At 69.6% G+C, this 16,466-nt stretch carries 17 protein-coding genes; 9 read left to right on the top strand and 8 right to left on the bottom strand.

The window, feature by feature from the left end; all coding sequences use genetic code 11:
• Positions 1-125 precede the first annotated feature (125 nt).
• Together BLV39_RS34975 and BLV39_RS34970 are read right to left on the bottom strand one after the other, a co-directional pair.
• A complete protein-coding gene (locus tag BLV39_RS34975; RefSeq protein ID WP_090801786.1) occupies positions 126-2,672 on the bottom strand; it encodes a DUF4062 domain-containing protein in 2,547 nt (848 codons plus the stop codon).
• Positions 2,673-2,798: 126 nt separating this feature from the next.
• Positions 2,799-3,515 (bottom strand): SDR family NAD(P)-dependent oxidoreductase, encoded by a 717-nt coding sequence (locus BLV39_RS34970; RefSeq protein WP_090801784.1) that lies wholly within the window; start codon positions 3,513-3,515, stop codon positions 2,799-2,801.
• 91 nt (positions 3,516-3,606) lie between these two features.
• Between BLV39_RS34970 and BLV39_RS34965 the strand changes: the two genes are divergently transcribed.
• From BLV39_RS34965 to BLV39_RS34950, 4 genes are all read left to right on the top strand, one after another.
• Positions 3,607-4,227 (top strand): TetR/AcrR family transcriptional regulator, encoded by a 621-nt coding sequence (locus BLV39_RS34965; RefSeq protein ID WP_090801782.1) that lies wholly within the window; start codon positions 3,607-3,609, stop codon positions 4,225-4,227.
• 174 nt (positions 4,228-4,401) lie between these two features.
• Positions 4,402-4,605: a cold-shock protein gene (locus BLV39_RS34960; protein WP_089251832.1), complete on the top strand. Its 204-nt coding sequence runs from the start codon at positions 4,402-4,404 to the stop codon at positions 4,603-4,605.
• A 106-nt stretch (positions 4,606-4,711) separates the two neighbouring features.
• The gene (locus BLV39_RS34955) at positions 4,712-5,359 is read left to right on the top strand and encodes a class I SAM-dependent methyltransferase (RefSeq protein ID WP_090801779.1); all 648 of its coding nucleotides are present in this window, start codon (positions 4,712-4,714) and stop codon (positions 5,357-5,359) included.
• On the top strand, positions 5,359-5,577 hold the full coding sequence (locus tag BLV39_RS34950; protein WP_089251828.1) for a hypothetical protein: 219 nt from the start codon (positions 5,359-5,361) through the stop codon (positions 5,575-5,577). Before BLV39_RS34955 ends, BLV39_RS34950 begins: the two co-directional genes overlap by 1 nt.
• A gap of 20 nt (positions 5,578-5,597) precedes the next feature.
• On the opposite strand, the gene BLV39_RS34945 is transcribed toward BLV39_RS34950, so the two are convergent.
• Both BLV39_RS34945 and BLV39_RS34940 read right to left on the bottom strand, forming a co-directional pair.
• The gene (locus BLV39_RS34945) at positions 5,598-7,046 is read right to left on the bottom strand and encodes an aldehyde dehydrogenase (protein ID WP_090801776.1); all 1,449 of its coding nucleotides are present in this window, start codon (positions 7,044-7,046) and stop codon (positions 5,598-5,600) included.
• Entirely contained in the window at positions 7,043-7,894 is an 852-nt protein-coding gene (locus tag BLV39_RS34940; protein WP_090801773.1) for an SDR family NAD(P)-dependent oxidoreductase, read from the bottom strand. The genes BLV39_RS34945 and BLV39_RS34940 overlap by 4 nt, the downstream gene beginning before the upstream one ends.
• Positions 7,895-7,993: 99 nt before the next feature.
• Between BLV39_RS34940 and BLV39_RS34935 the strand changes: the two genes are divergently transcribed.
• Together BLV39_RS34935 and BLV39_RS34930 are read left to right on the top strand one after the other, a co-directional pair.
• Positions 7,994-8,539, top strand: coding sequence for a TetR/AcrR family transcriptional regulator (locus BLV39_RS34935; RefSeq protein WP_090802853.1), 546 nt, complete (start codon positions 7,994-7,996; stop codon positions 8,537-8,539).
• 10 nt (positions 8,540-8,549) lie between these two features.
• Positions 8,550-9,137, top strand: coding sequence for a GNAT family N-acetyltransferase (locus BLV39_RS34930; protein WP_090801771.1), 588 nt, complete (start codon positions 8,550-8,552; stop codon positions 9,135-9,137).
• On the opposite strand, the gene BLV39_RS34925 is transcribed toward BLV39_RS34930, so the two are convergent.
• On the bottom strand, positions 9,120-9,689 hold the full coding sequence (locus BLV39_RS34925) for a TetR/AcrR family transcriptional regulator (protein ID WP_090801768.1): 570 nt from the start codon (positions 9,687-9,689) through the stop codon (positions 9,120-9,122). The two genes, BLV39_RS34930 and BLV39_RS34925, sit on opposite strands and share 18 nt — an antisense overlap.
• A 103-nt stretch (positions 9,690-9,792) precedes the next feature.
• Between BLV39_RS34925 and BLV39_RS34920 the strand changes: the two genes are divergently transcribed.
• Entirely contained in the window at positions 9,793-11,199 is a 1,407-nt protein-coding gene (locus tag BLV39_RS34920) for an MFS transporter (protein ID WP_090801765.1), read from the top strand.
• 21 nt (positions 11,200-11,220) lie between these two features.
• Positions 11,221-11,700: a hypothetical protein gene (locus tag BLV39_RS34915; protein WP_143050019.1), complete on the top strand. Its 480-nt coding sequence runs from the start codon at positions 11,221-11,223 to the stop codon at positions 11,698-11,700.
• On the opposite strand, the gene BLV39_RS34910 is transcribed toward BLV39_RS34915, so the two are convergent.
• The 3 genes from BLV39_RS34910 to BLV39_RS34900 are packed head-to-tail and all read right to left on the bottom strand — an operon-like array spanning position 11,645 to position 14,726.
• The gene (locus BLV39_RS34910; protein ID WP_090801760.1) at positions 11,645-12,478 is read right to left on the bottom strand and encodes a carbohydrate ABC transporter permease; all 834 of its coding nucleotides are present in this window, start codon (positions 12,476-12,478) and stop codon (positions 11,645-11,647) included. The two genes, BLV39_RS34915 and BLV39_RS34910, sit on opposite strands and share 56 nt — an antisense overlap.
• Complete coding sequence (locus BLV39_RS34905) at positions 12,478-13,461, bottom strand: carbohydrate ABC transporter permease (RefSeq protein ID WP_090801757.1); 984 nt, start codon at positions 13,459-13,461, stop codon at positions 12,478-12,480. The genes BLV39_RS34910 and BLV39_RS34905 overlap by 1 nt, the downstream gene beginning before the upstream one ends.
• Positions 13,458-14,726 carry an ABC transporter substrate-binding protein gene (locus BLV39_RS34900; protein WP_239083522.1) on the bottom strand — a complete coding sequence of 423 codons (1,269 nt, stop codon included), beginning with the start codon at positions 14,724-14,726 and terminating at the stop codon, positions 13,458-13,460. Before BLV39_RS34900 ends, BLV39_RS34905 begins: the two co-directional genes overlap by 4 nt.
• A gap of 110 nt (positions 14,727-14,836) precedes the next feature.
• Here BLV39_RS34900 and BLV39_RS34895 point away from each other — a divergent pair, with 110 nt between their 5' ends.
• Entirely contained in the window at positions 14,837-15,955 is a 1,119-nt protein-coding gene (locus tag BLV39_RS34895; RefSeq protein ID WP_239083523.1) for a LacI family DNA-binding transcriptional regulator, read from the top strand.
• Positions 15,956-16,466 lie beyond the last annotated feature (511 nt).

The following is a 16,466-nucleotide window of genomic DNA, read 5'->3' as shown; positions in this document are numbered from 1 at the left end:
ATCCCAGCCCACGGCTGAGTCACCACGACACGCGAACGCCGAGCCGCCCGGCGTTCGCGTCGTCGCGAGCACCGATCGGCTTGTTCACCCCATAACCCGCAGTGACCCGCTGTCCACAAGGGACGTCAGGGTTCGATGTCGCTCAGGGCGTAGGCCACGGCGGACTGCAGGGAGTCGGTGTAGCCCTGGTCGCGGGCCTCGGCGTAGTCGATCGCGTCGAGGTCGGCGCCCAGGTGTGGCCAGGGCAGCACGTACGCCTGCATCCACGCGGTGCCCGCGAAAGCGCGCAGCTTGCGGGCGGAGGACGCCAGCCGCGCCGCCCGTGCCAGGTCGCCCTTGCGGGTCGCGAGGTCGGACAGCGCCGACAGGTAGAGCGCGGTGCCCGCCTCGTCGCTCGCGGCGGCCGACAGACGCAGCCCCACCGCGAGGTGCTGGGCCGCGGTCTCCAGGTCGTCGGCCGCGGTCGCCGTCACGGCGAGGCTGTAGAGCGCCACGACCTCGCCGAGGTGGTCGTCGGTCTTGCGGGCCGTACGCAGGCCGTCGTTGAACTGCTCCGCCGCCGCCGCGTAGTCGCCCTCGTTGAACGGCACCAGTCCGAGCCGGGTGTGGTAGAGCGCGGCCATCCACAGCTCGCCGATCCGCTCGCTGATCTCCTTGGTCTCGCCGAGCAGGACGCGCGCCTCGTCGTAGTCGCCCCGGGTCAGCGCCAACTGCCCCAGCATGCCCGCGGCCCGGGCGTTGACATCCTGGTCGCCGACCTCGCGCAGGATCGGCAGGACCCGCTCGAGCTGGACCCGGGCGCGGTCCTTGTCACCGCTGAGGAACGAGATGGCGCCGTCGCCGAACAGCATGTGCGCGTACGTCCGCCGCGGCGCCGCGTCCTCGTGCTCGAGCATCCGCCGGACGGTCCTGGCCCCCTCGTCGATGTGCCCGCGCAGCCACCAGAGCGGCCAGAGCATCCAGCCGAGCCGCACCGCCTCGACCATGTGCTCCTTGTCGATGAGCCAGTTGATGGCGGTACGAAGGTTGTCGTGCTCGTGCTCCAACAGGTCGACCGAGGCGGGGTCGGTCGACGTCTGCCCGACCGGCGGCGCGGTCGCCTCCGCGAAGGCGAGGTAGTAGCGGGCGTGCCGCTCCTGGGTGTCCTCCCAGTCGAAGTCCGAGCGGAGCTTGTCCAGCGCGAACTCGCGGACGACCCCGAGCATCGACAGGCGCGGCTCAGGACCGCGGTTGTCCTGGGTGACCAGGCTGCTCTCGATCAACTCGGTGAGCGACTCCAGGCCGGCGTACCGGTCCTTCATCTCGGCCACCGCGCGGGCCGCGTCCAGGTCGAAGCCGCCGGAGAAGACGCCGAACCGGGCGAACATCTCCTGCTCGGCCCGCGGCAGCAACTGGTAGCTCCAGTCGATCGTGTCCCGCAGGGTGCGCTGGCGCGCGGGCAGGTCGCGGGCGCCGCCGGTCAGCGTGCCGAGTTGGCGGGTGAGCCGGTCGACCAGGGCCCGCGGGGGCAGCACCCGGACCTTGGCGGCGGCGAGCTCTATGGCCAACGGGAGCCCGTCGAGGCGGCGGACGATCTCGACGATCGCGGCGGCCCCGTCGGCGTCGTACCGGAAGCCGGCGTTGACCGCCCGGGCACGCTCGACGAACAACTGGGCGGCACCGTCGCGGTCGACCGCCACGGTCGGGTCGTCGGTCGCTTCGGGGATGCGCAACGGGGGTACGTCGAAGACGTGCTCGCCGGTCAGCCGCAGCGGGACCCGGCTCGTCACCAGGATCGTGACCCGGGGGCACGCGTCCAGCATGGTGCTGAGGTCGGTCGCGGCGGGGGTGACGTGCTCCATGTTGTCGACGATGAGCAGCACCGAGCGGTCCCGCAGGTAGGCGACCGCGTTCTCGATGGCGGACTGGTTGGGCATGGTCCGCAGGTCGAGCGCGTTGCCGATGGTCATGCCGACCGCGTCCGGGTCGACGACGGTGGAGAGGTCGGCGAACGCCACCCCGTCGGGGAACTTCTCGCGCAGTGACGACCCGAGGGCCAGCGCCAGCCGGGTCTTGCCGACGCCTCCGGGCCCGGTGAGCGTCACCAGCCGCACCTGAGGGTCGGTCAGCAGGTCGCTCAGGGCCTGCTGCTCGGCTGCGCGGCCGAGCAGCCGGTTGGGTGCCACCGGCAGGGGCAGCGGGACGCGCGCGTCGGTGGACGGTTCCGTGCCGGCCGGGTTGAACCGCTCGCTGAGCAGCAGGGCGATGTCCTCGCCCACGGCCCGGCGCAGCTCGTCGGCGTCACGGAACTGGCGGTAGCTGACCCGGGCGTCGTCACGGATCCGGTCGAGCAGGGCGGCGAGCCGCGCGTCGCGGCCGGGCGCCGGGGTCTTGACGTAGATCAACCTGGGAAGCTGGTCGGCCGCCAGGTACTCGTTCTCGATGCCGGCGTGGTCGTACCGCTCCCAGTAGATCCCGATGAAGAGCTGGCTCGCGTCGATGTACTCGCGGTAGATCTCCGAGCCGCCGGCCGGGCGGGCGCCGAGCTCGAACATCACCGGCACCAGGCGCATCCGGGCGATGGTGTCCCGGACGGCGAGGCGCTCAGGTTCGAGTTCCTCGAGTGCCGAAGAGATGAAGATGCGTAGTCGGTGATCCGGAGTCTGGATCACGGAGTCGCCCCAGCCTGCCATGAAAAACCATCACATCCCCCGATTAACGCCGAAACTACCTCCACCCGGCGCAGTTTCCCAACGGGAGATCCAATTTTCCCAGACTTGGGGGCGGCGCGTACGCGCCGCCCCCAACTTGAGCCCTGGTCAGTGACCGGCGTTCTGACCACCGTCGACGTGCAGGATCTCGCCCGTGACGAACGGCGCCGACTCCAGGAAGAGCACGGCCTCGACGATGTCGCTCGTCTCGCCCATCCGGCCGACCGGGTGCAGCGCGTCGAACGTCGGGTAGTAGTCGGGCGAGTGCATCGGGGTCTTGATGATGCCCGGTGCGACCGCGTTCACCCGTACGCCCCGGTTCGCGTACTCGATGGCCAGTGACTTGGTCGCGGAGGTCAGCCCACCCTTGCTCAACGAGGCCAGCACGGACGGCACGTTGGAGTTCGGCTGGTCCACGAAGCTCGTGGTGATGCTGACGATGTGACCACCACCGCTGGCGAGCAGGTGGGGCATGGCGCGCTGCGTGAGGTTGAAGAAGCCGGCGACGTTCACACCGAAGACCAGGTCGTAGTCCTCGGCGGTGTAGTCGGTGTACGGCTTGGCGATGAAGACGCCGGCGTTGCTCACCACGGTGTCGATCCGGCCGAACCGGTCCAGGGCGGCCGTGACGACGGCGTCGGTCGTGGCCTTGTCGGCGATGTCGCCGCGCACGGTCACGACGTCCGGGTCGTCGCTCGGTGCGATCGACCGGGAGGTGGCCACGACGCCGTAGCCAAGCTTGCGGTACGCCTCGACGAGCCCGGCCCCGATGCCCTGGGACGCACCGGTGATGACGACGACCTTCTGTGCTGAGTTGGTGCTCATAGCTGTCTTAACCTCGCAAATCCGACTGGATGTCGCCGGTAGACGACTGGTCGACTAAGACGCTAGACGACCGGTCATGTATTCTCCAAGGGTGGGACGGACAAGTGACGCGCGAAACAAGATCCTCGAAGCGGCCAAGCAGCTCATCGAGCAGCGGGGCTACTCGGCGCTGGGCGTGGCGGAGATCTGCGCGGCGGCCGGGGTGCCGAAGGGCAGCTTCTACTACTTCTTCGAGTCCAAGCAGGCGCTCGCGCTGACAGTGATAGACGAGCACTGGGTGGCCCAGCGTGCCCAGTGGGAGGCGGTGCTCGGCACCGACCGCGACCCGCTGCGGCGGCTGCGCGAGCTGTTCGAGGCCACCGAGGAGGTGCAGCGGGTCGCGCAGCGGCGCTCCGGCGTGGTGGTCGGTTGCATGTTCGGCAACCTCGCCCTCGAGCTCAGCAACCAGCACCCGGAGATCCGGGAGCGACTCCAGGCGATCTTCGACGCCCAGATCGACCTGATCGAGGCCGTTGTCACCCAGGCGAAGGACCTCGGCGAGGCCGGCGGGGCGGTCGACAGCCGCGGCGCCGCCCGCTCGATCGTGGCCCAGATCGAGGGCCGCGTGCTGCTCGCGAAGCTGCTCAACGACCCTGCCCAGCTCGACACGCTGTGGCGCGACTGCCTGGACCTCCTCCAGGTGCCGACGAACTCGCGGACCCTGGTCAACTAAGCCGCCCGGACGTGCTAAAGTTCCGGTATTGCGGTTTCACGTTCATACCTTGCAGACGCCCGGGTCTCCAGCCACGGGCGTTTTGTGTTGTGCCGGGTCAACCGGTCGGGATGGATGAGTTCGGCAATCACGGTCCCCGCACGGTGCGGGCGCCATTCCGAAAGGTTTTAAGAAATGACTCAAGGCACCGTCAAGTGGTTCAACGCTGACAAGGGGTTCGGCTTCATCACCCCCGATGGTGGCGGCCCGGACGTGTTCGCCCACTTCTCGGCCATCGCGGCGTCCGGCTTCCGGTCGCTGGAGGAGAACCAGCGCGTGGAGTTCGACGTCGAGCAGGGCCAGAAGGGCCCGCAGGCCGCGAACATCCGCACGATCTGATCTAGACCTGTCGCGGCCGTGCCCCTGGTCACTTTCCGTGCACGGGGGCACGGCCACCGACAGAATCCCGGGCGTCGGTCCGGACAACATCAGAGCGGGGATTGACATGGATGGTCTCCGACTCACCTCGGCGCGGCTCGTACCTGAGGTGCGCCTTTTCCTTGCGGAGGATCCGACGATCCTCTGGGCGCGGTTGGAGGCCCAGGTGGGCCACAACCTCCCGGCACCTTTCTGGGCTACAGCGTGGGGCGGCGGCCAGGCCGTCGCCCGCTACGTTCTCGATGCCCCCGAGATCGTGGCCGGTCGCCGAGTGCTCGACCTGGGTTCCGGGTCCGGCCTCGTCGCGATCGCGGCGGCCAAGGCGGGTGCCGCGGTCGTCGTCGCCAACGACATCGACCCTTACGCCCCCGCCGCCATCCGGGCCAACGCCCGGGCGAACGGCGTGCACGTCGTTCCCCTCTCCACCAACCTCCTCGACCTGACACCCGAGGCCGTACTCGATATCCAGGCCGATGTGGTGTTGGCCGGCGACGCGTTCTACGATGATCAGCTCGCCGACCAGGTCCTACCCTTCCTGCTCACAGCCGCCCGCCGCGACGCGCTGGTCCTCGCCGGCGACCCGGGCCGTGGTCGGATCCCCTCCCGAGATTGGCAGGTCGTCATGACGTATCCGGTGTCGCCCGCGACCGGCGAAGAAACGTACGTAACCGCCGCCAGCGTGCTCACGCCCCGCAACCCCGGAGCGCGGCCGTGATGGTGCTCTTCCTTGGCGGTCCCTGGCACGACCAGCGCCACGACGTCACCCCCACCCGGCAGTCCGCCGGCCGGTTGCCGCTGCACTTCGCCGTGCCCACCTTCGACGGTGTCCGGCCGAGGCACGTCAACTACACCCGGCGGTACGTGCGCTCGGGCGGCGACGACCGGCTCCCGGTCTACGTCGCCCCGGACTACCAGGGACCGGCTCGCGGCTGACGCTCGTGGGCTGACCCGGCTCAGCGCCGACGGGTGACCGTCTTGTGCTCCACGTAGCCCGTCAGCCCCACCACGCCGTACTCCCGGCCGATCCCGCTCGCCTTGTAGCCCCCGAATGGCCCGTCGAAGCTCATCGGTGACCCGTTCAACGTGACGGTGCCCGTGCGCAACCGGCGGGCCACGTCCAACGCGCGCTCGGTGCTGGCTGACCAGATGCCGCCGGACAGGCCGTACTCGGAGTCGTTGGCGATCCGGACCGCGTCGTCCTCGTCGTCGTACGGGATCACGACCAGCACCGGACCGAAGATCTCCTCCCGGGCGATCCGCATGCCGTTGTGCACGTCGGCGAAGAGCGTGGGCGTCACGTAGTTGCCGCTCTCCAGCCCTGGCGGCACCTGAGGGCCGCCGCTCACGAGCCGGGCACCTTCCTGGACGCCGGTGCGGATGTAGTCGCGCACCCGCTCCTGCTGGTCCCGCCTGATCATCGGGCCGACAAAGGTGTCCGGGTCGGCCGGGTCGCCCACCTTCAGCGACTCCACCATGTCCTTGAGTGCGGCGACCACCTCGTCGTAGCGGCCGCGCGGCGCCAGGATCCGGGTCTGCAGGATGCACGCCTCGCCGTTGTTGGCCAGCGCGCCGAACCGCAGTCCGCTGATCGCGGCGGCAAGGTCGGCGTCGTCCAGGATGATCGCGGCGGACTTGCCGCCGAGCTCCAGGCTGACCCGCTTGAGCTGCGCGCCGGCGATCGACGCGATCCGCCGGCCGGCCCGGGTCGACCCGGTGAAGGCGATCTTGTCGACCTGCGGGTGCGAGACCAGGTACTCGCTTGTGTCCCGGTCCGCCGGCAGGATGCTGAGCACGCCCGCCGGGAGCCCGGCCTCGTGCCAGAGGTCGGCCAGCAGCGTCATGCTCAGCGAGTTCTCCGGCGAGACCTTGAGGACCACGGTGTTGCCGGCCAGCAGCGCGGGCGTCAGCTTGGCGGTGGCCGCGGAGAACGGCGAGTTCCACGGGATGACCGCGGCGACCACGCCGATGGGCTCTCGCCGGACGATGGTGTCGAACGCGACGGACGGGTCCGACGGCTCGACCACCTCCTCCCAGCCGAACCCCTCGGCGGCGGCCAGATAGGCGTTGACCTGCCGGGTCAGGAACGGCTGGCCGAGCTTGGTGAACCAGCCGGCCGAGCCGTTCTCCGCCGAGATGATCGCGGCGATCTCGTCGGCCCGGGCCTCGCGCAGCGCGTTGAGCCGGCGGACGACCGCCTGGCGCTGCGCTGGGTCGGTGCGCGGCCACGGGCCGTCGTCGAAGGCCGCCCGGGCGGCGGCCACGGCGGCGTCCACGTCCGCATCATTCGCCTGGGCCACGGCTCCCAGCACCGACTGGTCGTGTGGTGAGCGGATCTCCAGCAGGTTCGGCGCGCTAGGCGCGACCCATTCCCCGCCGATGTAGAGCTTGTCGCGGACGATCATGAGTTGGCTCCTTCGCTCTGGTGGTCGGTGCTGCGGCTGACGGCGGCCCACTTGCGGGCCTCGGCGAGCCGGCCCTCCTCGGCGGCCATGGCGATGTCCAGGGCGTCGTTGCCGAGCAGCAGCCGGCGCGGGTGCTCGGGACCCTCGACCAGGTCGACGATGGCGGTGGCCATCCGGGCGGGGTCGCCGGGCTCGTTGCCGGTGTACGCGGCGAACATGTCCTGCCACTTCCCCACCGACTCCGCGTACTCGGGACGCGTCGGGCCCGAGGTCTTCGCCGCGCCGGCCGCCCAGCCGGTCCGGATGCCGCCGGGCTCCACGATCGTCACCTTGATCCCCAGCGGGGCCACCTCGTTGGCGAGGACCTCGGAGAAGCCGGCGACGCCGAACTTCGCGGCCTGGTAGGCGCTGAGCCCCGGCGTGCCGCCGACCCGTCCGCCGACGGACGAGACCTGCACGAAGTGCCCGGACCGCTGGCGGCGCATGACCGGCAGCGCGGCCCGGCTGACGTTGACGACGCCGAAGAGGTTCGTCTCGATCTGCGCGCGGAACTCGTCCGCCGGGAAGTCCTCGACGGTGCCGCTGGTGGCGTACCCGGCGTTGTTGACCACCACGTCGAGCGAGCCGAACCGCTCGACCACGGCCGCCACCGCGTCCCGGGCGGCAGCCTCGTCGGTGAGGTCCAGTACCAAGGTCAACAGCCGGTCCGGGTACGCCTGGCGCAGGTCGGCGAGGGCGTCGGCCTGCCGTGAGGTGATCGCGACCCGGTCGCCCTTCGCGAGCGCTGCCGCCGTCAGGGCCCGGCCGAGACCCTGGGAACCACCGGTGATCAGCCACGTGCGTGTCATTGCGAAACTCCCGTTCCGTGTAGATGGTCGAACCGTAAGTGCGACGCTAGCGTGGTGTTTCTCGACTGATCTACTACGAGGGGTATGATGTACAGCACGATGAGAGCTGATGCCGCCCGCAACCTGGCCGGGGTCCTGCGTGCCGGGGCCCGGCTCCTGGCCGACGACCCGAGCACCTCACTGGCGGCCATCGCCAGCGCCGCCGGGGTCGACCGCACGACCGTCCACCGCCGCTTCGCCACCCGCGAGGCGCTGTTGAGCGCGGTGTTCGAGGCAAAGCTCGACTCCGCCGAGCGGGTGCTCGACGAGGCCCGGCTCACGGAGGCGCCGGTGGCCGTGGCCCTGCACCGCTACGTCGAGGGCATCGTCCCGGTCAGCCGCGAATGGCCGGTCGACACCCGGCGGATGATGCGCGACGACCCCTCCGCCGAGGGCCGCGCCCAGAAGCAGAGCGCCCGCGTGGACGCGTTCGTACGCCGCGCGGTCGACGAGGGCCTCCTACGCGGCGACGTGCCCTGGGCCCGTGCGGTCCTCGACCAGTTGGTCAGCACCGCCGCGTACCGCTTCCCCGACCTGACTCCCCCACAGGCGGCCGACCTGGTCGTCGACACCCTGTTGCGCGGCCTCGGCCGGCCCGCCACCTAGGATCTCGATCATGGAAAGCGCCAAACTCCGTTGGCCGACCGTCGCGGACGAGCAGCTTCGCGCCGGCGTGCACCGCGTGCTGTTCGCGGTGGCCGACCGCGGTGGCGCGATCGGATATGCGGCGCCGCCGAGCCGGACCGAGACGGATGCCTGGCTGGACCAGGTGCTGACTCAGGTCGGCGAGGGCGACGCGGCGCTGGCGCTGGCGACGCTCGACGACGAGGTGGTCGGCACCGGCCTGTGGCGACGCGGCCCGAAACCGATCTTCGCCCACTCCGCGGACGTGCAGAAGGTGGCCACGCACCCGGCCGCGCGCGGTCGCGGCGTCGGCCGGCTCGTCACCGCCGCCCTGATCGACGACGCCCGCAAGGCCGGGATCGAGACCCTGGCGCTCGGCGTCCGCGGCAACAACCACGGTGCCATCGAGCTCTACGAGCGGCTCGGCTTCCGGGAGTGGGGACGGCTCCCCAATGTCATCGAGATCGGCGCCGAACGCTTCGACGACGTGCGGATGTTCCTGGACCTCGGCCGCGATCCCGGCGTGGTGCTGCGGGGCTCGGCTCCGGGCGGCCCGGGGTCGTCACCGCGTCGCGGCTAGGCCGTCGAAGGCGACCGCGAGCATGCGGTCGCGCTGTTCGGCCGAGGCGAAGTTCACGGTGGTGTACGCCATCACGAAGCGCATGACGTCGTCGATGTCGACGTCGGTGCGCATGGCGCCGGCCTCCTGCGCCCGCGCGAGCAGCGGCCCACCGGACGCGATGAGCGCCTCGGTGGCGGCCCGGTAGGCGACCGATCCCCGGTCCAGCTCGGTCGCGACCGCGCGCTTGGTCGCCACGTAGTCGATGAAGCGCCGCAGCCAGGTGGTAATGCCCTCCCACGGCGCCAAGCTGGCGGCGGGCTCGGCCGCACGGCAGACCTCGTCGACCTCGGTCAGGTACACCTGCTCGAGGAGTTGCTCCCTGGTGGGGAAGTTGCGATAGAGGGTGGCGATGCCGACGCCGGCCCGCCGGACCACCTCGTCCAGCGGCGCGTCCGCGCCGTACTCGGTGAACACGTCCCGCGCCGCCGCCACCAACGCGTCGAAGTTGCGCGCGGCGTCCGCCCGGTGGGGTCGGCGCGCACCCACCACGGACAGGTCGAGGCCCGGCATTGGCGCTCCCCTCGAAGCGGAGTACGGTTATCAGTAATCCGATAACGCGGCTCCGTTTTACCGGAGTCTGGTTATCAGTCTATCCATCGCAGGAAGCGTTCCGATGACCCTCACCGCAACCCCGCCCGCCGCGGCTCCGGCGCGATCGACCACGTCGCTGGTCTTCGTGCTGCTCGGCCTCGGCGCCGGCACGTTCGCCATCCTTCAGTCACTGATCAGCCCGGTGCTCCCGGTGATCCGCCACGACCTCGGCACCACCCAGGCGGGCGTGTCCTGGGTGCTGATCGCCTGGCTGCTCTCCGCCTCCGTCGCCACCCCGATCCTCGGCCGCATCGCCGACCTGATCGGCAAGCACCGCGCCCTGCTGATCGTGCTCGGCGCGATCGCGGTGGGCAGCCTCGTCTCCGCGCTCGCCCCGAACCTGGGCGTGCTGATCGTCGGCCGGATCATCCAGGGTCTCGGCGGCGCCATCTTCCCGATCGTGTTCGGCATCATCCGGGACGAGTACCCGGCACACCGCGTACCGCGGGCGATCGGCGCGATGTCCAGCGTCATCGCCGTCGGCGGCGGCCTCGGCACCGTGCTGGCCGGCCCGATCACCGCCGCCCTCGGCTGGCGCGCTCTGTTCGGCATCCCGCTCGTCCTGGTCGTGGCCGTGGCCGCGCTGGCGTGGAAGTTCGTGCCCGCCTCCCCCGTCCGCGGCGGGGGCCGCGTCAACTGGCCCGCCGCCGCACTGCTGGCCGGCTGGCTGGTCGCGCTGCTCCTGCCGGTGAGCATCGGCGCGCGCTGGGGCTGGCTGTCGGCGCCCACCCTCGGGCTGTTCGTGGTGGCTGCGATCGCGTTCACGCTGTGGGTGTTGGTGGAAACCCGGTCGTCGAACCCGGTGATCGACATGCGGATGATGCGCCACCGTCCGGTGTGGACGACCAACCTGGTCGCCCTCCTGTTCGGCGCCGCCATGTTCTCCGTGATCACCTTCCTGCCCCAGTTCATCCAGACCCCGAAGGCGGCCGGGTACGGCTTCGGCTCCAGCGTGACCGTCGCCGGCTTCCTGATCTTCCCGATGCTGGTCACGATGGCCGTCGGCGGCATGATCAGCGGACCCATCCACACGGTCGTGGGCTTCCGCGCGCAACTCGCCTACGGGTCGGCGTTCCTCGCGGCCGGCGCCGCCGGATTCGCCCTCTTCAACGACGCGCCGTGGCAGGTGTCCAGCGCGGCCGCGGTCTTCGGGCTCGGGCTCGGCCTCGCATACGCGGCCATGACCAGCGTCATCGTCCACTCGGTCAGCCCGTCCGCGACCGGCGCCGCCACGGGCATGAACGCCAACATCCGCAACATCGGCGGCGCGATCGGCACGGCGGCGGTCAGCGCTCTGGTGACGGGCACGATCGCGCCCAACGGGCTGCCCACGTCGACCGGCTATGCGGTCGCCTTCCTCACCATCGCGGCGACCGCCGCCGTCGCCGTCGTCCTGTCGCTGCTCATTCCGGGCCGCCGAAACGCCTGATCAACTGGTTCGATGGCCTTCATGCGCGCGTTGGGACTTCGAATCGCCGCCGTCGGTGCGGTCGTGCTGGTGCTCGGTGGGATGCTGACCTGGTCGGCGGGACTGTGGCCGGGGGCCGACGGGCCGCGCGCCATCGTGGACCACTGCTACCTCACCTACGACCGGCAGGAGAACACGCACTCGCGGTGCGTCGGCAACTGGACCCGCGGCGACCGCGGCTACAGCGGGCCGATTCATGGCGTCGACGTCTCCCGGTCGTGGCAGGCCACCACCGTCGAACCGAACGACGCCGGCGAGTGGGAGTTGACCGTGCCGGAGTCGGCGAAGCGCCAACTGGTGCTCGCCGACTCCCGGCAGGCCTGGGTGCTTTCGCCGCGCTCCCTGCCCTGGGTGCTGACCCCCGTGGTCCCCGCCGCACTCCTGCTCGCCCTCGGCTGGTCGGTGACTAGCCTTTTACGGCACCTTGCAAGCCGCCGACGATCTGCTTCTCCGCGAACGTGAAGAAGACGAGCGCCGGGAGCATGGCCAGGGACGTGAAGGCCAGGATGCCGGCCGTGTCGGACGTGTACTGGCTCGAGAAGTTCTGCACGCCCAGTGGCAGCGTGTGCAGGCTGGCGTCGCTGAGGACCAGCAGTGGCAGCAGGAACGCGTTCCAGCTCGCCACGAACGCGAGGACGCCGACGGTGACCAGGGCCGGTTTGGACAGTGGAAGCGTGATGCGCCACAGGAAGCCCAGCTTGCCCGTGCCGTCGATCGCCGCCGCGTCCTCGAGCTCGCGTGGGATCGCGCTCAGGAACGGGCGCAGGATCACGATGGTCAACGGCAACGAGAACGCGACCTGCGGCAGGATCACCGCATAGTACGAGTTGGTCAGGTTGAGGTCGCGCAGCATCAGGTAGAGCGGCAGGATCGCCGCGCCCGCAGGGAAGAGCAGGCCGAGGGTGAAGAACGTGTAGAGCGCCTCGCGGCCGCGGAAGGTGTAGCGGGCCAGCACGTACGCGGCGCTGACGCCCAGAGCCACCACAGCGATCGTCGTGCCCAGGGCGATCACCGCGCTGTTGAATGCCTGGCCCCAGAAGTCGCTCTGGGTCAGCACCCGGGCGTAGTTGTCCCACACCCACGGGTCGGGCAGCCCGGCCGGGTCGGCGACGATCTGCGGCGTGGTCCGGAAGCCGCCGACGATCACGTAGACCACCGGCGCGATCGAAATGGCCGCGACGGCGAACGCCAACGAGTAGGTCAGCGGGCTGCCCCAGGAGAATGGCCGACGCTCGGTCATCAGCCCACCCTTCTTGTGATGGCGCCCTCGATGTCCCGGCGGAGCAGGAAACGCTGGAACAGCAACGCCGCGACGAACGAGATGACGAACAGGATGACGGCGACCGCGTTGCCGTAACCCCAGAGCCGAGCGAAGAAGCCGTTGTCCACCATGTACGTCGCCATGGTTCCCGAGGCCCCGAGGGAGCGCACGGCCGGCACCGAGGTCACCCAGATCACGTCGAAGACCTGTAGCGAGCCGATGATCGACAGGAACATCCAGATCCGGATCGTGGGGCCGAGCAACGGAAGCGTGATGTGCCGCTGGACCTGCCACCACCCCGCGCCGTCGATCGCCGCCGCCTCGGTCAGCTCGGCAGGCACATTGGACAGTCCGGCGAGCAGCAGGATGATGGCGAAGCCGACGTACTTCCAGGTGAGCACGAACAGCAGCGTCCAGATCACCACGTCGAGGTCGGCCAGCCAGGCCTGGGTCAGGCTGCCCAGCCCGAGCGACTTCAGCAGCGCGTCGACCGTGCCCCCGTCGGTCAGAATGAGCTTCCACATGATGCCGACGGTGACCTCGGCGAGCACGTAGGGCACGAAGACCAACAGGCGGAACACGGTGCGCCCGCGGAACCGGCGGTTCAGCAGCAGAGCGACGCCGAGGGCGATCGGGCCCTGCACGAGCAGCGAGCCGACCACGATGATGGCGTTGTTGCGCAGGGCGTCGATGAAAATCGGGTCCTGGAAGGCCAGGACGTAGTTGTCGAACCCCACGAACTGGGTCGGCGGACCGACCCCGCGCCAACGGTAGAGGCTGTAGTAGACCGCGAAGCCCATCGGCACGAGTACGAACATCACGTACACGGCGATCGCCGGAGTGGTCAGCCCGATGATCTCGTACCACTTGCGCCTGGTCTCGGCAGCTCGTCCGGACCCGCGGTAGACGGGCCTCGCCGGCGACGCGGTGGCGCCGCCGGCGAGGTGTTGTGTCGAGGTCACTTGCGGGCAGCCGACTTCATGGCGTCGACGACCTGCTGAGGCGAGCCCTTGCCGGCGAAGATGGCGACGATGGCGTCGTTCATCGCGTTGCCGACGGTGCTGCCGTATGCGGTGTCCAACCAGAGTTGGACGTAGGTGGCGCTGGAGGTCGCGTCCAGGATGGACTTGAGCGCCGGGTCCTCGACGCCGGACTCCGCACCCTTGGCAACGGGCAGACCGACACCCGTTTGGGCGTACGCCTTCTGCACCTCAGGGCTGACGATGTACTTCAGGAACTCGACGCATTCGGCCGGCGCGTTCTTGGCGCAGGCGTAGCCGTCGCCGCCACCGAGGGCCGCCTTCGGGTCGCCCGCGGAGCCGGAGATCGCCGGCACCGGGAACCAGCCGAGGAACTTGGTCAGTTTGGCGGGGTCTTGGGCGACCGTCTCCAGGGTGCCCTTGTTCCAGTCGCCCATCAGCTCCATCGCGGCCTTGCCGTTGGCGAGCAGGCCGTTGGCGCTGGTCGGGTCGTTCTGACCGGGGGTGGCGATGAAGTTCTTCTGGAACGGGTCGGTGCCGATGAAGGTCTTGAGGTCGTCACCGGCCTTGACGAAGCACGGGTCGTCGAAGGTGAGGTCGATCGACGCCTTCTTCAACACGTCCACCGAGCACGCCCGCAGGGCGAAGTTGTACCACCAGTGCGCGGCGGGCCACTTGTCACCCGCACCGAGCGCGATCGGCACGACGTTGATCGCCTTGAGCTTGGTGACCGCGTCGTTGAGCTCGTCGAACGTCGTCGGCGGCGCCGCGATGCCCGCCTGCGCGAACATGTCCTTGTTGTACCAGATGCCCTCGATGCCCATCCGGAACGGCAACCCGTACTGCTTGCCGTCGACCTGCCAGATCTCGGAGGCACTGCCGATGTTGGCGACCTCGGTCTTGACCTGGTCGGTGATGTCCTTGAGGTAGTCGGCCTCGACCTGCTCGCGGATCTCGCCGCCGCCCCAGGCCTGGAAGATGTCCGGCGGGTCACTGGTCAGCAGCGCGGCGGGGAGCCGCGTGCGCTGAAGCTGGTTGGTCTCGATCGCTTCGATCTCGATCGTGACGGTCGGGTGCGCCGCGGAGAAGTCCTTGGCGACCTTTGTCCAGTAGGTCTTGCCCGGACCGTCCTGCGAGGCGTTGTGCCACCAGGTCAGCGTGACGGGGTTCTTGTATAGCTCGTTCGCGGCCGGTTCTTCGCTCTCCCCACCGCCGCCACAGGCGGTCAGCAGCAGCGATCCGGACAAAAGTATCCCCAAAAATGGGGCTGCACGGTGCTTGGTTGCCATCGATGTCTCCTCGACCAGCAGTCGCGGTACTCGGCATTGACGGCGAGTTTTGCAGCCCCGCTCGGCCAGTGTCAATCGTTATCGATATCGTTTTCGAAACGCCCCCGACACTCCCCGCGGCGGCATCTATCATCATCGGCGTGGCGTTCCCGCAGCGTGTGAAGATGTCGGACGTGGCCCGCACGGCCGGCGTCTCCGTGGCGACCGTGTCCAAGGTCGTGAACGGGCGTTATGGCGTCGCGGCGGCCACCGTGGAGCGGGTGCAGCAGGTCATCAGCCAGCTCGGATACGAGGCGAGCCTGGGCGCGCAGTCGTTGCGCAGCCACCGCACGAACGTCCTCGGCATCCTGGTGGCGGAGTTCGAGCCGTTCTCGACGGAGCTCCTGAAGGGTGCGTCGAAGGAGGTGGCCGGCACTGGATACCAGTTGTTGGCCTACTCCAGCGGCGACGGCGGCGGGACCTCGATCGGCTGGGAACGTCGCTCGTTGGCGCGGCTGTCGGGCACCTTGATCGACGGCGCGGTGATCGTCACGCCCACCGTCGTGGAGACCAAGCAGGACTTCCATGTGGTGGCTGTCGACCCGCATACCGGCCCGTCCGGGTTGCCGACTATTGATTCGGACAACTTCGCGGGGGCGGTGCTCGCTACCAACTATCTGCTTTCGTTGGGGCACCGGCGGATCGGGCACCTCAGTGGTCGGCCTGATCTGGAGTCCGCTCGCCTGCGGGAGGCCGGATTCCGCAAGGCGATGGCTGATGCCGGGGTCGCTGTTGACGAGCGGCTGGTCCGGGTTGGCGGGTTCCGGGTCGAAAGTGCCGAGGCGCCTGCTTTTGAGTTGTTGTCGCTGCCTGATCGACCGACGGCGGTATTCGCCGGCAACGACCTGTCGGCCATCTCGACGATGGATGTGGCGCGCGGCATGGGGTTGTCGGTGCCTGATGATCTGTCGGTGATCGGGTTCGACAACGTGCCTGAGTCAGCGCTGGTCAATCCGCCGCTGACGACTATCACGCAGCCCTTGCAGCGAATGGGTGCCGAGGCGCTGCGGTTGCTCGTGGACCTGATCGCGGGGGTGGAGCGGTCCACCCACATCCGGCTGCCTACGGAGCTCGTAGTGCGGTCCTCTTGCCGGCCGTTTCCCCCGCCGCCTCGGGCCAGCCTGCCGCTGACCGTCCGACCAACATGAACGTCCGCCCCGTCCCTTGGACTGGGACGGAGCGGAACCGGTCGGCGGTCGCTAGGTCTATGTGACGTCGCGACCGGGGCGTGGCGCCCTGGCCGGAGGTTGTGTCTCCTCTTTGGCGCCCGGGTTTGCCATTCACCCCCCGAGGCTGAATGACGTGGCCAGCATGGCTGAGGCTGCTTTGCCAACGCTTTTTCGCCGCTGTCGGGTCCACGCGAACCCGGGTACGGACGCACGAATCTGTCCGTCCCCGCGTGTGCGGGGAGCGCCCGCGGTTGACCGAGCCGGCGATCTTCAGGTCCGGACCATCCCCGCGTGCGCGGGGAGCATCGCCCCGCCGATGGAGCACGGAATCGTCCTCGCGGACCATCCCCGCCATGCGCGGGGATCACGGCCCGGCGATCCTGGCGCCAGGCCCTTCCGCCGGACCATCCCCGCGTGCGCGGGGAGCACACCGCCGCCAACCATTGCGGCTTGACGATCTGGGGATCACCCCGCGTGCGCGGTGAGCATG

Source organism: Asanoa ishikariensis (assembly GCF_900107455.1).
Classification (GTDB): domain Bacteria; phylum Actinomycetota; class Actinomycetes; order Mycobacteriales; family Micromonosporaceae; genus Asanoa; species Asanoa ishikariensis.
Note: the sequence above shows the minus strand (reverse complement) of the source record. Positions and strands in the feature narration are given on the sequence as shown.

Excerpts from the sequence above, each read along its gene's own strand:
- BLV39_RS34960 (WP_089251832.1), top strand. The coding sequence starts at position 4,402 with ATGACTCAAGGCACCGTCAAGTGGTTCAACGCTGACAAGGGGTTCGGC.
- BLV39_RS34970 (WP_090801784.1), bottom strand. The coding sequence starts at position 3,515 with ATGAGCACCAACTCAGCACAGAAGGTCGTCGTCATCACCGGTGCGTCC.
- BLV39_RS34945 (WP_090801776.1), bottom strand. The coding sequence starts at position 7,046 with ATGATCGTCCGCGACAAGCTCTACATCGGCGGGGAATGGGTCGCGCCT.
- BLV39_RS34920 (WP_090801765.1), top strand. The coding sequence starts at position 9,793 with ATGACCCTCACCGCAACCCCGCCCGCCGCGGCTCCGGCGCGATCGACC.
- BLV39_RS34940 (WP_090801773.1), bottom strand. The coding sequence starts at position 7,894 with ATGACACGCACGTGGCTGATCACCGGTGGTTCCCAGGGTCTCGGCCGG.
- BLV39_RS34915 (WP_143050019.1), top strand. The coding sequence starts at position 11,221 with ATGCGCGCGTTGGGACTTCGAATCGCCGCCGTCGGTGCGGTCGTGCTG.
- BLV39_RS34925 (WP_090801768.1), bottom strand. The coding sequence starts at position 9,689 with ATGCCGGGCCTCGACCTGTCCGTGGTGGGTGCGCGCCGACCCCACCGG.
- BLV39_RS34955 (WP_090801779.1), top strand. The coding sequence starts at position 4,712 with ATGGATGGTCTCCGACTCACCTCGGCGCGGCTCGTACCTGAGGTGCGC.
- BLV39_RS34910 (WP_090801760.1), bottom strand. The coding sequence starts at position 12,478 with ATGACCGAGCGTCGGCCATTCTCCTGGGGCAGCCCGCTGACCTACTCG.
- BLV39_RS34975 (WP_090801786.1), bottom strand. The coding sequence starts at position 2,672 with ATGGCAGGCTGGGGCGACTCCGTGATCCAGACTCCGGATCACCGACTA.
- BLV39_RS34935 (WP_090802853.1), top strand. The coding sequence starts at position 7,994 with ATGAGAGCTGATGCCGCCCGCAACCTGGCCGGGGTCCTGCGTGCCGGG.
- BLV39_RS34950 (WP_089251828.1), top strand. The coding sequence starts at position 5,359 with ATGGTGCTCTTCCTTGGCGGTCCCTGGCACGACCAGCGCCACGACGTC.
- BLV39_RS34930 (WP_090801771.1), top strand. The coding sequence starts at position 8,550 with ATGGAAAGCGCCAAACTCCGTTGGCCGACCGTCGCGGACGAGCAGCTT.